The organism is Rhodococcus sp. B50 (assembly GCF_013602415.1).
Lineage (GTDB): Bacteria > Actinomycetota > Actinomycetes > Mycobacteriales > Mycobacteriaceae > Rhodococcus.
Map to the genome: position 1 here is coordinate 3,905,304 of NZ_WPAG02000002.1, position 15,081 is coordinate 3,920,384.

General features: G+C 68.0%; 14 protein-coding genes. 3 read left to right on the plus strand and 11 right to left on the minus strand.

Annotation, left to right across the window (positions count from 1 at the left end):
- Positions 1-12: 12 nt before the first annotated feature.
- A complete protein-coding gene (locus GON09_RS18400) occupies positions 13-2,088 on the minus strand; it encodes a sensor histidine kinase (protein ID WP_213933048.1) in 2,076 nt (691 codons plus the stop codon).
- Between the two features lie 284 nt (positions 2,089-2,372).
- On the opposite strand from GON09_RS18400, the gene GON09_RS18405 reads away from it, so the two are divergent.
- Positions 2,373-3,296, plus strand: a complete 924-nt coding sequence (locus GON09_RS18405; protein WP_213933049.1) for a LysR family transcriptional regulator — start codon at positions 2,373-2,375, stop codon at positions 3,294-3,296.
- 70 nt (positions 3,297-3,366) lie between these two features.
- Here GON09_RS18405 and GON09_RS28745 read toward each other — a convergent pair whose 3' ends face one another.
- From GON09_RS28745 to GON09_RS18425, 4 genes are all read right to left on the minus strand, one after another.
- A complete protein-coding gene (locus GON09_RS28745; protein ID WP_213933050.1) occupies positions 3,367-4,230 on the minus strand; it encodes an SRPBCC family protein in 864 nt (287 codons plus the stop codon).
- 71 nt (positions 4,231-4,301) lie between these two features.
- Positions 4,302-5,156, minus strand: a complete 855-nt coding sequence (locus tag GON09_RS18415) for an FAD binding domain-containing protein (protein ID WP_213933051.1) — start codon at positions 5,154-5,156, stop codon at positions 4,302-4,304.
- A complete protein-coding gene (locus GON09_RS18420) occupies positions 5,153-7,552 on the minus strand; it encodes a xanthine dehydrogenase family protein molybdopterin-binding subunit (protein ID WP_213933052.1) in 2,400 nt (799 codons plus the stop codon). The genes GON09_RS18415 and GON09_RS18420 overlap by 4 nt, the downstream gene beginning before the upstream one ends.
- Entirely contained in the window at positions 7,549-8,043 is a 495-nt protein-coding gene (locus tag GON09_RS18425; RefSeq protein WP_213933053.1) for a (2Fe-2S)-binding protein, read from the minus strand. Before GON09_RS18425 ends, GON09_RS18420 begins: the two co-directional genes overlap by 4 nt.
- A 142-nt stretch (positions 8,044-8,185) precedes the next feature.
- Between GON09_RS18425 and GON09_RS18430 the strand changes: the two genes are divergently transcribed.
- Positions 8,186-9,001: a mycofactocin-coupled SDR family oxidoreductase gene (locus tag GON09_RS18430; RefSeq protein ID WP_213933054.1), complete on the plus strand. Its 816-nt coding sequence runs from the start codon at positions 8,186-8,188 to the stop codon at positions 8,999-9,001.
- Here GON09_RS18430 and GON09_RS18435 read toward each other — a convergent pair.
- From GON09_RS18435 to GON09_RS18455, 5 genes are all read right to left on the minus strand, one after another.
- Positions 8,989-10,131 (minus strand): XdhC family protein, encoded by a 1,143-nt coding sequence (locus GON09_RS18435; RefSeq protein ID WP_213933055.1) that lies wholly within the window; start codon positions 10,129-10,131, stop codon positions 8,989-8,991. The genes GON09_RS18430 and GON09_RS18435 overlap by 13 nt on opposite strands.
- Complete coding sequence (locus GON09_RS18440) at positions 10,124-11,233, minus strand: vWA domain-containing protein (protein ID WP_213933056.1); 1,110 nt, start codon at positions 11,231-11,233, stop codon at positions 10,124-10,126. The genes GON09_RS18435 and GON09_RS18440 overlap by 8 nt, the downstream gene beginning before the upstream one ends.
- Positions 11,230-12,123, minus strand: coding sequence for an AAA family ATPase (locus tag GON09_RS18445; protein ID WP_213933057.1), 894 nt, complete (start codon positions 12,121-12,123; stop codon positions 11,230-11,232). Before GON09_RS18445 ends, GON09_RS18440 begins: the two co-directional genes overlap by 4 nt.
- A gap of 111 nt (positions 12,124-12,234) precedes the next feature.
- Positions 12,235-12,447, minus strand: coding sequence for a hypothetical protein (locus GON09_RS18450; protein WP_213933058.1), 213 nt, complete (start codon positions 12,445-12,447; stop codon positions 12,235-12,237).
- 352 nt (positions 12,448-12,799) lie between these two features.
- The gene (locus tag GON09_RS18455) at positions 12,800-13,132 is read right to left on the minus strand and encodes a MerR family transcriptional regulator (protein WP_213933059.1); all 333 of its coding nucleotides are present in this window, start codon (positions 13,130-13,132) and stop codon (positions 12,800-12,802) included.
- Positions 13,133-13,289: 157 nt separating this feature from the next.
- Here GON09_RS18455 and GON09_RS18460 point away from each other — a divergent pair, with 157 nt between their 5' ends.
- Positions 13,290-13,715 (plus strand): Hsp20/alpha crystallin family protein, encoded by a 426-nt coding sequence (locus GON09_RS18460; protein WP_213933060.1) that lies wholly within the window; start codon positions 13,290-13,292, stop codon positions 13,713-13,715.
- Positions 13,716-13,772: 57 nt separating this feature from the next.
- Here the strand turns inward: GON09_RS18460 and GON09_RS18465 are convergent, their stop codons facing one another.
- Positions 13,773-14,954: a zinc-dependent alcohol dehydrogenase gene (locus GON09_RS18465; protein WP_213933061.1), complete on the minus strand. Its 1,182-nt coding sequence runs from the start codon at positions 14,952-14,954 to the stop codon at positions 13,773-13,775.
- Positions 14,955-15,081 lie beyond the last annotated feature (127 nt).

Sequence of the window (15,081 nt, forward strand, 5' to 3'; positions counted from 1 at the left end):
AGACCGCCCGTGTCACTGTCCTGCGCCGCGGGGAACCCATCGCTCGTGCAGCTGACCGCGTCGGATGCCCGGGCTCGTCCCGGGTGTCGCGAGAGCGTGTGCGGGCGCCGGCTGCCGGTTCCCGGCCGTCGGCTGCGATCCGGACGCAGGGTCGGAATGATACTGCTCGGTGTGCTCCGAAGGCGGGTCGGGCAGGCGACGCGGCCGATCGATCCGGTACGGATCGTCGCTGTTCCTGCCGGTTCCCTTGAGCAGGCTGGTCGGCAGGTAGATGCTCGCGGTGATGCCGGCGTTGGTGGTCGAATCGAAGGTCGGACGCAGCCGCACCGTGATGCCGTGCCGATCGGCGAGACGCGCGACCACGAACAGACCCATTCGTCGTGCGGCACCGGATCCGGCTTCGCTGTCGGAACCGAGACGCATGTTGATCTCGGCGAGTTCGTCTGCGGGAATACCGATTCCACGGTCGGCGATCTCGAGGAGGAGACCGCCGTCGACGGCGCGCGAGAACGCGAACGCCACGCTGCTCTCGGGTGGTGAGGCACGCAGTGCGTTGTCGAGGAGCTCGGCGATCATGTGGACGACATCGGTGACAGCGCTGCCGACCAGATTGCGGTCCGGCGCATTGCCGATGTTCACGCGCTGGTAGTTCTCGACCTGCGAGACGGCAGCGCGCAGGACATCGACGAGCGGTGTGTCGGGAACCCGGCCCAGACGCTGGCGGGTACCCGCGAGGACGAGCAGCGAGTCACCCGTGCGCCGCATGCGGGCGGCGAGATGGTCGAGCGCGAACAGGTTCTGCAGACGGGTCGGGTCGCGCTCCTCGTGTTCGAGCGAATCGATAAGGGCAAGTTGCTGTTCCACGAGTGTCTTGTTGCGGCGCGCAAGCGTTTCGAGCATCTCGTTGACCTGCCGTCGCAGCTGCGCCTGCTCGCCGGCCAGACGCAGGGCGCCCTCGTTCATGCTGTCGACGGCGCGCGCGACCTCGCCGATCTCCTCGCGGGTGTGGACACGGACCGGATCGAGTGTGACGGACTCGATTTCGGCACCGTCCTTGATCGCGGCGAGCGCGGCAGGAAGATCCTGTTCGGCCGTACGAAGGGTGTCGTCGCGCAGTCGGCGCAGCGGCCTGACGAGGGACGTCGCGATCACGATTGCCAGCCCGAGGGCGAGCAGGAGGATGATCGCGACGCCGATGGCGTTCTTGAACGCTTCGCTGCGTACTTCGGCAGCGAGATCGTCGAGGACGGCCACGGCGCGGGTCGCGGAACCGGCGACCTCCTCCTGGTAGACCATGAGGCTCTCGAAGATCGACCCGCGCAGCGCACCGACATTGCCTGCATCGTTGTCGAGATTGGCCGTGATGCTGCGGCGGTTCTCGAGTTGAGCGATCAGGCCGTCGACCTCGGAAGCATCCGCCGCGTCGTTCTCGGTGAAAGTGTCGCGGAGAACGGCCAGTCGCGCGTTCTCGACGCCCAGAGCGTTGTTCCACATCAACAGTGCGCCGTCGGTCCCGGCGCTCATCGCGGAGTACGCGAGGACCTGGTCGAGCAGGGACCACTGGGTGGCCCACAGGTCGAGAAGTGTGGCGCTCTCGCGCTGGACGGTGGGGTCGTCGGTGGTGGTCGTGATCGCGCGGTAGGCGGCCTGAGCACGGCTGACGAATCCTTCGGCGCGCTCGCTGGCCACGGTCGGGGCCAGCGTTCCCGACGACGCGCTGTCGAGGAGGCTCTCGCCCTCGGCGAGCATACGGTTGATCATCGCGGCGATCTGCGGATCGAGATCCTTGCCGTCGATGTGATCGCGCAGGGTCGCGGCGGATTCGCGGGCGACCTGGGCGCCGTTGTCGACGGGGAGCGACAGGATCGTCGCCGCGGCGGCACCGGTGACGCTGGTGGCGTAGTCGGCGAGGGTCGGCAGGATGGAGACGTTCTCGGCGGCGGCGCTGTACGCGTCGTTCTCCTGGTACAGGTCGTAGACGCGCAGCGATCCGTACAGGGTCGCGGCCACGATGGGGAGGGCGACGACCACGGTCATCCTGCGCCACAGACGCCAGTTCTCCGGTGTGTGCTGCCGGAATTGCCTCATGAGACTCACGATGTTTCGCCCCCGAACCTCTCTGCATGCCTGAGTCGGCGGCCGGCCGAAACTGGACTTCGGCAAGGAGAATTTCGTCTTCGAAATTCGGGCCAGGGCGAATCACGGTTCGCTGCCGTCAGGACGTGGGTCAGAGTAGGTAGTACTTCGTTGTGCTCACAAGATCGGTGTCCAAGTCCGATAGCTGGTATTCGACCTTGCGTATACGTCACGGTCGTGCGCTACGATGCCGCCGGAAATTCCCGTTCCGTCGGGTTTCGATGTCAGGGGGGCGAATGGATCTGCGGCGGGTCGATCTCAACCTGCTCGTCGTCCTCGATGTCCTGCTCTCGGAACGCAACGTCACCCGCGCGGCCCGACGACTGAACATGTCGCAGCCGGCGACGAGCACGGCTCTTGCCCGGTTGCGCAAGCAATTCGACGACCCGCTGCTGGTGAAGAGCGGACGCACACTGCGTCCCACCGCGCGGGCCCAGGCGATCGTGGAGCCGCTCCGTGACGTGCTGCGGACCCTCGAGCGCTCGGTGCTCGCCGCGCCGGGTTTCGATCCGGCGACCGATACGCGGACCTTCACGATCATGACCGGCGACTACGCGGAGATCACCCTCCTGCGCATGCTGGTGCGGGGGAGCACGCCCGCGAACATCCGATTCGATCTGCTGCCGCTCAACGGTTCCGGGCTCGATGCCTTCCGGCGATACGAGATCGACCTGGCCGTGCTGCCGGAATACGTGCTCGAATCCCCGGAGTTCGAGACCTGCCGGAAGAAGGCGGTGCTGTCCGACAGATTCGTCGGAGCGGTCTGGTCGGGGCACCCGTATACGGGTACCCAGCTCACCCGCGAAGTGCTGGGACGTTATCCGCTGTTGTCCTACGCCCAGTACTCCGACGACACCAACCTCGGTCGCGCGCTGCTGCGTGCCGGGGTGGTGGCCCGCATCGGCGCGACCACCGGCAACCTCGCGGTTCTTCCCTATGCGCTGGAGAACACGCGCATGATCACGTTCCTGCCCGAGCGCATGGCCCGGCACCTCGCCGAGGCGGCGTCCCTGCGCCTTCTCGAACCCACCTTCCCGTTGCCGCCCCTGCGCGAATTCGCCGTGTGGCACGCCGAACGCGATGCGGATCCCGCACACGCCTGGCTGCGGGCGCAACTCGACCCGGTCGGGCGCCGGCGCATCGCGGCACAAGCCGTCTGAACCGGACGGACGCTGCGAATCGGCCCGTTCGACGAGACCGATCCGCAGCGTCCGGATGACGGTGGAGAGGTCAGCGCCCCGATCGACGCTGAAGGATCACGGCGATGACCACGACGAGTATCGCGATCACTCCCACCGGCACGACCCGCGCCGCGACCGAGCCGCGGGCGTACTGCATGAGGTCGAGAGGTTCGGCCTCGGGCTGCGGGGGTGCGGCCGGGGCGGGAGTCGACGACGGTGTGGGCGACGTCGCCGACGCGGGTGTCATCGCGGGAGCGGGAGACGCGCTCGCCGGGCTCGGAGGCACGGATTCGTTGGGCCGCGACCCAGCGGCGTCGCCCTCCCCGACCGCGGTTCCGGCGCCCGGCCCGACGAAGGCTCCGGCGGGTTGTTCGTCACCCGAACCCGCAGCGGTGAGCGGCGGGCTCGCCGGCACAGACTCGTTGGGCCGCGATTCGGCTGCCTCCGCGGCCGGCTCGGGGGCTCCTGCTTCGGGTCCGAGCTTCTTCGACAGGCAGTCCGCGAACTGTTCGAGGATCTTGCCGCCGACATCCGAGATCATCCCCCGTCCGAACTGGGCCGGCTTGCCGGTGATCTTCATGTCGGTCTTCACGGTGCCGTCGGTGCGGTCGCCGTCGCCGGTGAGGACGACGGTGATCGTCGCGGCAACCGTTCCGTTGCCCCGGGTGTCCTTCGCGTTGGCCTCGATGACCGCCCGGCGGGCGTTCTCGTCCTTCTCGACGTACACGCCGGTGCCCTTGAACGTGAGCGCTACCGGTCCGAGCTTCACCTTGACGGTCCCGGTGAACGTGTCGCCGTCGACGCCGGTGAGCGTCGCGCCGGGCATGCACGGCGCGACCTTCTCCGGATTCAGCAGGGCGGTCCACACCTCGTCGACCGGTGCGGGAACGGACAGTGTGTGTTCGAGTTGCATGAGGTCCTTTCCGAACAAGTGGTTCCGGGAGCAGGACGTTTTCCGCAGAACGCGTGGTTCCTGCGGAGCGCCTAGACCCCGGAGGCAGTGGTGACCGCTCGTCGGGTGAGTACCCGGGCGAGGTGGCTCCGATACTCGGCGTCGGCATTTCCGTCGGTCATGGGAGCCGTGCCCTCGGTGGCGAGCTCGGCCGCGGCATGGATCGTCTCGGCCGTCGCGGGCTTGCCGACCAGCGATTCCTCGACGCTGCGCGCCCGGACCGGGACGGCGGCCATGTTCGTGAGGGCGATCCTCGCCCGCTCGATGGTGCCGCCCGACGCCTCGAGGGTCGCCGCGACGCCGACGATGGACCACTGCTGAGCTGCGCGATGGAACTTCTCGTAGCGAGCCGACCAGCCCGTGTGCTTGGGAACCCGGACCTCGACGAGGATCTCCCCGGGTTCGACGGCGGTCGTGAAGTAGTCCTGGAAGAAGTCGTCCGTCGCGATGATGCGACGACCGGACGGCCCGGCCACGGTGAAGGTCGCCTCGAGCGCCACGGCGGGTGCGGCGAGGTCTCCGGCCGGGTCGGCGTGCACGAGCGACCCGCCGAACGTGCCGCGATGCCGGATCTGGGGGTCGGCGACGGTCGCCGTCGCCTCGGCCAGCAGCCGTGCGTGCTCCGCGACGAGCGGGTCGTGCAACACGTCGTGGTGGGTGGTGGTCGCGCCGATCACCAGCGCGTCGCCGTCGTCGCGGATGCCGCGCAGCTCGGGGATTCTGCCGAGGTCGACGAGCACCGTCGGTGCCGCCATCCGTAGGCGCAGGACCGGCATGAGGCTCTGCCCACCGGCGATGACCTTCGCGTCCTCACCGGCCTCGGTCAGTGCGGCGACTGCTTCGTCGACGCTGGACGGGGCGACGTAGTCGAACGGGGCCGGAATCATTTCGTGCCTCCTCGGGCGTCGCGGAGCGCATGCCAGATCCGCATCGGTGTACAGGGCATCTCGACGTCGGTGACGCCGAACGGCCGTACCGCGTCGAGTACGGCATTGACGACGGCCGGCGTGGAGGCGATGGTGCCCGCCTCACCGACCCCCTTGACACCCAACGGATTACCCGGTGCCGGAGTGTCGGTGCGGTCGGTGACGAAGGGCGGCAGATCCACCGCCGTGGGCAGCAGATATTCGGCGAACGACGAGCTCAGCAACGTGCCGGATTCGTCGTGCACCGCCTCCTCGTACAGGGCCTGGGCGATGCCCTGGGCGAGTCCGCCGTGCACCTGACCTTCGACGATGAGCGGGTTCACGACGTGGCCGACGTCGTCGACGCACACGTACTTGCGGATGCGCGCGTGTCCCGTCTCGGTGTCGACCTCGATCGCGCACAGGTGGGTTCCGTGCGGGAACGAGAAGTTGTCGGGGTCGTAGGTCGCCTCGGAGTCGAGGTTCGGTTCGACGCCGTCGGGCAGGTCGTGCGCGGCGAACACCGCGAGCGCGACGTCGGTGAGCCCGACGGACTTCGCGGTGCCTTTGACGCGGAACTGCCCGGCTTCGAAATCGAGGTCGTCCTCGGAGCATTCGAGCAGGTGCGCGGCGATGGGCCGGGCCTTGGCGACCACCTTCTCGGCGGCTTTCACGACCGCGATGCCGCCGACCGCAAGCGACCGGGAGCCGTAGGTGTCGAGGCCGCGCGGTGAGCTCTGCGTGTCGCCGTGCAGGATTTCGATGTCGTCGAACGGGATTCCGAGCCGGTCGGCGACGATCTGACTCCACGCCGTCTCGTGTCCTTGACCGTGGGCGGACGAACCGGTGACCACTTCGACCTTGCCGGTCGGGAGCATGCGGATCGCGGCGTGCTCCCATCCGCCCGCACCGTAGGAGAGCGAACCGAGCACCCGCGACGGAGCCAGGCCGCACATCTCGGTGAACGTGGAGACACCGAGGCCGAGCTGGACCGGATCGTTGCGTTCGCGTCGTTCGGCCTGCTCACGCCGTAACTCGTCGTAGTCGAACAACTCTCGAGCCTTGGCGGTCGCGGCCTCGTAGTTGCCCGAGTCGTAGGTCAGACCCGCGACCGTGTCGAACGGGAACTCCTCGTGCTCGATCCAGTTCTTCTCGCGGAGCTCGAGTGGGTCCATCGACAGTTCGACGGCGAGCTCGTCCATGATGCGTTCGATCGCGAAGGTGGCCTCGGGACGACCGGCGCCGCGGTAGGCGTCGGTGGGCACCTTGTTGGTGAACACGTTGGTGCACGCGAATCGGTAGGAACCGAACTTGTAGATGCCGTTGAACATGAACGCGCCGAGGATCGGCACACCCGGTGTCACGAGACGAAGATAGGCGCCCATGTCGGCGAGCAGTTCGACCTTCAGGCCGGTGACGGTGCCGTCGCGGCGGGCGGCGAGGGTGAGCTTCTGGACCTGGTCGCGTCCGTGGTGCGCGGCGAGCATCGACTCGCTGCGCGTCTCGGTGTACTTGACGGGCTTGTGCAGGCGACGCGCAATGAGGAGGGTGAGCACCTCCTCCGGCGTGACCTGCAGCTTGCCGCCGAAACCTCCGCCGACGTCGGGGGCGATCACGCGCAGTTTGTGCTCGGGGAGACCGAGGGTCATCGCGAGCATCAGCTTCAGCACGTGTGGGACCTGGGTCGCCGACCACATGGTGATCTGCGAGGCGGTGGGATCGACGACGACCGAACGCGGTTCCATGAAGGCGGGGATGAGTCGCTGCTGCCGGAAGGTCCGTTCGACGATGACTTCCGCGTCGCGGATCGCGTCCTCCACGTCGCCGCCGCTCCCGGCCTCGGCGGAGTCGAACACCCACGTCGCGCTGACGTTGGTGCCGAGATCGGGATGGACGAGGTCGCCGTCCCGCGCCGCGGTCTCGAGGTCGAGGACCACGGGCAGGTCCTCGTAGTCGACGTCGATAGAATCGAGCGCGTCGTGGGCCTCGTACGGGCTGCGGGCCACCACGACTGCGACGGCCTCGCCCGCGAAGCGCACGGTGTCGACCGCGAGGGCCGGCGCGTTCGGGGTCTTCATGTCCTCGGTGATCGGCCACGCGCACGGCAGGCTGCCCTGCTCCTCGGCGAGGTCGGCGCCCGTGTAGACGGCGACGACGCCGGGCTTGCCCCTCGCCTCGGAGACGTCGAGACCGGTGATGCGGGCGTGCGCGACCGGGCTGCGCAGGATCGCCGCGTGCAGCATCCCGGGCAGCACGATGTTGTCGGTCCAGCGGGTGCGGCCGGTGATGAGGTGCTCGTCCTCCTTGCGGCGGCGCGCCCGGCCCAGTTCGGATTCGCCGACGCCTTCGTCGGTGGTCGGATCCACGGTGCTCGTCATCGTGCGGCCTCCTCGGTAGCTGCCGGGTTCTCGCGCAGTCGCTGTGCGGCGTCTCGCGCAGCGGCCACGATGTTCTGGTATCCGGTGCAGCGGCACAGATTTCCTTCGAGACCGTGCCGCACGTCCTCGTCGCTCGGATCGGAGTTCTCGGAGAGCAGGTCGATGGTCGCCATGATCATTCCGGGCGTACAGAAGCCGCACTGCAGTGCGTGCTTCTCACGGAACGCCTCCTGGACCGGATGCAGGTTGCCGTTCTCGGCGAGCCCTTCGACGGTGGTGACGGAGTGCCCGTCGGCCTGCACCGCGAGCACCGAGCACGACTTGACGCTGCGGTCGTCGAGCAACACGGTGCAGGCACCGCAGTTGCTCGTGTCGCAGCCGACCACCGTGCCCACCTTCCCGAGCCGATCTCTGAGGTAGTGGACGAGAAGCAGTCGCGGTTCCACGTCGTCCGTGTACTGCGTTCCGTCTACGGTGACAGTGATGCGCATCGGTCCTCCAAGTACCTCGCGTAGCGCAGTGATACAGATCACTGACACTCTGCTGCATATCGCGCGTAGAAAGGACCCGAATCACCGAAATCGCCTTCGCCTCGCGTCGATCGGAGGCGGAACCCGCCGCGAGAGGAACTGCATGACCCGCCGCCTCGAGGACAAGGTCGCCTTCATCACCGGAGTCGCGCGCGGACAGGGGCGCGCCCACGCGGTCCGGCTCGCGGCGGAAGGCGCGCAGATCGTCGGTATCGACCTCGCCGGTCCGCTGCCCGGCGTTCCCTACGATTCCGCCACGATCGAAGACCTCGACGAGACACGCCGGCTGGTCGAAGCGGAGGGCGCGAAGGCGCATCTGGTGCAGTGCGACGTCCGCGATCTCGACGGCACGAAGGCGGTGCTCGAGGAGGGCGTCGAGCAGTTCGGCGGCCTCGACGTGGTGGTCGCCAACGCAGGTATCTGCATCCCGCAGACGTGGGACGAGATCACTCCCGACAGCTTCCGCGACACCCTCGACATCAACGTCACCGGCGTGTGGAACACGATCACCGCGGCTGCTCCACACCTCATCGCCCGCGGTGGAGGTTCGGTCATCGTCACCAGCTCGCTCGCCGGCGTGAAACTGCAACCGTTCATGGTGCACTACACGACCAGCAAGCACGCCCTCGTCGGGATGGCGCGGGCCTTCGCCGCCGAACTCGGGCAGCACGACATCCGGGTCAACAGCATCCATCCGGGCGCGGTGAACACCCCCATGGGATCCGGTTCGATGCGCGACCGCATCGCCCGGACCGCCGAGAGCAACCCCCGGCTCGGGGGCATGACCACGCCCTTCTTGAACAAGTACATGGCCGAGGCGGACGAGATCGCGAACATGGTCGCCTTCCTCGCCTCGGACGAGTCCGCCTTCGTCACCGCCCAGAGTTTCGCGATCGACGGTGGCGCTCAGTACTTCTGAACGCCGATGTGCTCCTCGTGGGCATGGATCGGTCCGCGGGTCTCCGCGAGCCGGCCGCCGCCCCCGCCCCATCGCAACGCGATGATCTCGGCGGCGATCGACACGGCGGTCTCCTCGGGGGTGCGGGCACCGAGGTCCAGACCGATCGGCGACGACAGGCGTCCCAGTTCCTCCTCGGTCAGGTCTGTCTCCCGTAGGCGCTCCATGCGGTCGTCGTGGGTGCGGCGCGAACCCATCGCGCCGACGTACGCCACGTCGAGTCGCAGGGCGACCTCCAGGAGCGGCACGTCGAACTTCGGATCGTGGGTGAGAACCGTGATGACGGTGCGGGCATCCACGCGACCCGCTTCGGCCTCGGCTGCGAGATAACGGTGCGGCCAGTCCACGATCACCTCGTGGGCGCCGGGGAAGCGGGCTTCGGTGGCGAACACCCCGCGCGCGTCGCACACGGTCACCGTGTAGCCCAGGAACGAACCGAGCCGGGCCATCGCAGACGCGAAGTCGATCGCCCCGAACACGATCAGCCGCGGCGGGGGCTGGAAGACGTTGACGAACACCGACATCCCCTCACCACGACGTTCACCGTCGGTGCCGTAGTGCAGGGTGCCGGAGCGTCCCACCTCGAGCAGACCGCGCGCATCGTCGACGACGGCGTCGTGCATGCGTGGCGAGGCGAGTTGCCCGTCGGCGCGGTCGCGCCACACGACCATCCGCCGTCCCCGCACCGCCGGGTCGGGATGGGCGGTGACGGTCGCGAGTGCGACGGGCTCGCCCGCACGGACGGAGTCGAGCAGGTCGGTGAAGGTGGGGAAGGAGTCCGCATCGATCCGTTCGACGAAGACGTCGATGATGCCGCCGCACGTGAGGCCGACGGAGAACGCGTCGTCGTCCGACACTCCGTAGCGTTGCAGGACCGGCTGCCCGCTCGCGATGATCGATCGGCCGAGTTCGTAGACGTCGCCCTCGACGCATCCGCCCGAGACACTGCCGGTGACGGTGCCGTCCTGTGCGACCAGCATCGATGCACCCGGACCTCGCGGTGCCGACCGGAAGGTGGAGACCACGGTGCCCACCGCGACGGTCTCCCCGGCCCGGTACCGCCGGTCGAGTTCGTCCAGAATTTCACGCACGCCGAACCTCCTCGAGAAGTTCTTCCAGTGTCGCGAGGCTGTGTCCCGCGAGCAGCCGATCGATGTGCGGCAGAGCCGCGGAGATACCCGACTGGATCGGTTCGTAATCCGCGCCGCCGGCGTGCGGGTTCACCCACAGCACGCGGTGCGCGAGGCGATGCAGTTGTGCCATCTGCTCTCCGAGCAGCGAGGCGTCGCCGCGTTCCCAGCCGTCGGAGAAGATCACGACCACCGCGCCGCGCGCGAAACCCCGGCGCCCCCAACGGTCCAAGAATGCGCGGAGAGTGTCGCCGAGGCGTGTTCCGCCGGCCCAGTCGGGTACCGCGCGTGAGGCCCCGGCGAGCGCGACGTCCGGGTCGCGGGCTCGCAGGGCCCGCGACACGCGGGTCAGCCGGGTGCCGAGGGAGAACACCTCGGTGGACGACGGCGCGGCACGCGTGACGACGTGCGCGAACCGCAGGAGCGCGTCGGCGTAGGGACTCATCGACCCGGACACGTCGATCAGCAACACCACCCGGCGTGCTCGGGTCGCCCGCGCGCGGTGCCGTGGCCGGACGGGTTCGCCTCCGCTTGCCAGCATGTCGCGCAGGGTGTGCCGCGGGTCCACCGGTCCGCGCCTGGAGGGCTTCGAACGCAGTGCCCGACGTGTCGGGGGACGAGGCTGCAACCGCGCGAGCAGTTCGGCGAGATGAGCGCGTTCGGCGGTCGTCAGTTCGGCCACGTCCCGGTGCCGGAGGACGTCGGTGTCGTCCGCCGCGACCTGCAGTCGAGGTGCGTCGTCGGCGGAATCGCCGTCGGCGCCCTCACCTCGGGACAGTGCGGCGATCCGTGCGGTGCGGGTGCGCTGCCCGTGGGTCCGCGAACCGGTCGGGACGGTGTCGCCGAACCAGTGGACGAAGGCCGCGTCGTAGCGGGCCCTGTCGTCCGGCGTGTGGCACAGCGTGGCGCGACCCGCCCAGTAGACCTGGACGGGATCCCCGACGTCGACGTGCCTCAGGGCGTCGAGATAGGTGGCGGTGGCATCGAGGGAGACGGGCAGACCGGCCGCGGCGAGGGCGCGGGCGAAACCGGCCAGCCCGACGACCGGGCCGGCGCTCGTCACCCCGCCCTCGGCAGGTCGAGACCGTTTCGGGTGACACGGTCGATGTCCTCGCGGTACTTCAGGACCGCGCCGAGTGTCGCCGCGGCGGTCGCCGCGTCGAGGACATCGCGATCGAGGGCGAGCAGTGCGCGTGCCCAGTCGAGGGATTCGGCGATCCCGGGCGGTTTGAGAAGTTCCTGTTCGCGGAGCGAATGCACCGCACGGGCGATCTGTTCGGCGAGTGGGCGCCCCAGCCCCGGTAGTCGCCGCTGCAGGATCGCGACCTCGCGTTCGAGATCGGGATGCTCCACCCAGTGGTACAGGCAGCGGCGTTTGAGTGCATCGTGCACCTCGCGGGTCCGGTTGGAGGTGAGCACCACCAGCGGCGGGACCTCGGCGCGGATCTCGCCGAGTTCGGGGATCGTCACGGCGTTCTCGTCGAGCAACTGGAGCAGAAATGCCTCGAACTCGTCGTCGGCGCGGTCGATCTCGTCGACGAGCAGCACACACGGTGATTCGGTGAGTGCTCGCAACAACGGACGGACGAGGAGGTAGCGCTCGGTGTACAGGGAACGTTCGGCGGTATCCGCGTCGAGCGCACCGTCGCTCGCCGCCTCGAGCGACCGTAGGTGGAGCAGCTGGCGAGGAAAATCCCAGTCGTAGAGGGCCTGTGAGGCGTCGATGCCCTCATGGCACTGCAGACGGACCATCGGAAGGTCCAGGGCCTGGGCGAGAGCCACTGCGAGCGAGGTCTTCCCGGTGCCGGGTTCGCCTTCGCAGAACAGCGGGCGACCCATGCGCATCGCGAGGAAGACGACGGTCGCCAGTCCGTCGTCGGCGAGATAACCAGTGGTGTCGAGCGCAGCCGAGAGCTTCTCGGGTGAATCGATGCGTGTCGCGTCGCCGGTCATGAGGCGAGCCTAGATGCTCGCCCGCCTCCGGACCGGCGACTGCGATGATCGGACGGCCCAGCCGTCGGGATGATCGGACGGCCCAGCCGTCGGGATGATCGGACGGCCGGTTCAGCCGTCGGTGTGCGCGAGCTGTGTTGCCCCGTCCACGAACAGGCTTGCGCATCCGGGGCACAGAGTGGTCGGCCCGGTGGCCCAGCCGTTGACCTGGGCGTAGAGCTCGGCCTGGAGCCGGCTGCGTGCGGCAGTGCGGTAGCAGTGATCGCAGTGGTCGCAACGGAAGACCCACCGGTCACCGGCAAGCGGGTCGCGGTGCGGCATCATGTGTCCACCTCGGTGTCGTCGAATCGGTCGGAACGGCCTGCGGGGTATCGGTCCGGTCAGGGAACGGACTTTCCCATGACGCGGGCCCACCATGCGTCGAGGGGGCTGGGATCGGGCCAGCGAATCGTATCGTCTGCGATGGAATTCGGCCGAGACGCGATATCTTCACGTCCGTTGTCGGCGCTCGGTGAATCGGAATGTGCATTGCGCACTGGGGTCACCCCTTATTGCTATCGGCGCGTCCGTTCGTCGGACGCACTCCTACGCACCTGTGAGGCGTTCTTCGATGCTAGCCCGGTTCACGTACCCGGGGCCCGTTTTTCGGTATCTCCGCTGGTCGTTGCACGAAGACCTACGTCCCTCCGGGGAGGGGAGGTGGCCCGCCGTCGAGTGCGGAACGCAGGCGGGTGTTGTCCTCCTGCAGCGCCGCATTGCTCGCTTCGAGTTCGAGGATCCGGGCGACACCCGCGATGTTGACACCCGATGCCACGAGCTCGACGATCCGGTGCACGGTCTCGAGATCGTTCTCGCTGTAGCGACGCGTTCCGCCGGCCGTGCGGGCAGGATTGAGTAGGCCTCGACGTTCGTACAGGCGCAGGGTCTGGGGGTCGAGCCCCGAGAGTTCGGCGGCCACGGAGATTCCGTAGACCCCGCGCTGGGCGCGCAGTACTGGATCGTGCGTCATCGTCCCCTCCGGTCGGCCGTTCGCTGTCCGGCCGCAGTCGCCAAGGTCTTGACTGAAGTTTATCAGCAGAGCCATAATAAATCTGTGTCAACAGGCACAGATAATTGAACGGAGTGTGGCCGTCACGAACGGCCGGACAGTCGGAGGTGACAGACCGATGTTGATGCGCACCGACCCGTTCCGCGACGTCGATCGTTTCGCGCAGCAGGTGCTCGGCACCATGGCCCGTCCCGCGGTGATGCCGCTCGACGCGTGGCGGGAGGGCGACCATTTCGTCGCGGAGTTCGATCTCCCCGGGGTCGACGCCGACTCGATCGAACTCGATGTCGAACGCAACGTGCTCACCGTTCGCGCCGAACGTCCGGAAGTCGACCGGGACAAGGAATTCATCTCGACCGAGAGACCACGAGGTGTCTTCACCCGTCGGTTGTTCCTCGGCGACACCCTCGACACCGATCGGATCGAAGCGCAGTATCGGGGTGGTGTTCTGCGCGTGACGATTCCGGTCGCGGAGAAGGCCAAGCCGCGCAAGATCTCCGTGATCGACGCAGAAGGCAACGGACAGACCGCGATCGAGAAGTGAGTCGCTGCGGCGAACCGGGCCCGGGATGATTCCCGAGCCCGATTCCCGTTACTCCGCTTACGGTTTGAGACCGATCTTGATGGCGCCGTCCTGCTTCTTCTGGAAGATCTCGTACGCGCGCGGTGCGTCGTCGAGCGGAAGGCGGTGGGTGGCGAAGTCGTCGACCCCCAGCGGATCCTCGTCGGTCAGCAGCGGCAGAATCTCCGGGACCCAGTTCAACACGTTGGCCTGGCCCATGTGAAGGCGGATCTGCTTGTCGAACAGGGTGAGCATCGGCATCGGGTCCGCCGCCCCGCCGTACACGCCGCTCAGCGAGATCGCGCCACCACGCCGCACGACGTCGATCGCGGTGTACAGCGCGTGGAGCCGGTCGAGGCCGGCCTTCTCCATGAACGGCTCGGCGATCGCCGACGGCAGGAAGCCCGCCGCGCTCTGGGCGAGCTTCGCGACGGGGGAGCCGTGCGCTTCCATGCCCACCGCGTCGATCACCGAATCGGTACCGCGCCCGTTCGTCATGTCGCGGATCATGTCGCCCGGATTGTCGTCGACCTCGCGGAGATCGACGACCTCGATGCCGCGGGAGGCCGCCCGGGCGAGTCGTTCGGGAACGAGATCCACACCGATCACCCGGGCGCCCTTGTGTGCGGCGATGCGTGCGGCCATCTCCCCGATGGGGCCGAGGCCGAGCACCGTCACACTGCCCCCGTCGGGAATTTCCGCATACTCGACGGCCTGCCATGCGGTGGGCAGCACATCGGAGAGATAGACGAAGCGATCGTCCGCCGGTCCCTCGGGCACCTTGATGTGGGTCGCATCGGCGTGAGGTACCCGCAGGTACTCGGCCTGCCCACCCGGCACGCTGCCGTAGAGCTTCGAGTAGCCGAACAGGGCGGCGCCTGTGCCTTCCTCCCGGACCTGCGTGGTCTCGCACTGTGAATGCAGTCCGTGGGAACACATGAAGCACTGACCGCAACACACCTGGAAGGGGATCACCACCCGGTCGCCGGGCTTCAGCTTCGTGACCCCGGAACCCACCTCCTCGACGATGCCCATCGGTTCGTGACCGAGGATGTCGCCAGGAGTCATGAAGGCCCCCAGTACCTCGTAGAGGTGCAGGTCGGAGCCACAGATGTTGGTAGTGGTGACGCGGATGACGGCGTCACCGGCCTCCTGGATCGTCGGATCGGGCACCGTGTCGACGCTGACGTTGCGGCGCCCCTGCCATGTCACTGCCTTCATGTCGCTCCTCGGCTCCTCGGGTGCGGGAATGCCGGGTCGTGCCCGGCATATGTCTCCCGCTGCCTACCCCCGCTCGGAGCGGGCAAACGCTGCACCCGAGCGGTCCCTGCCGTCCCGCCCATGTTTG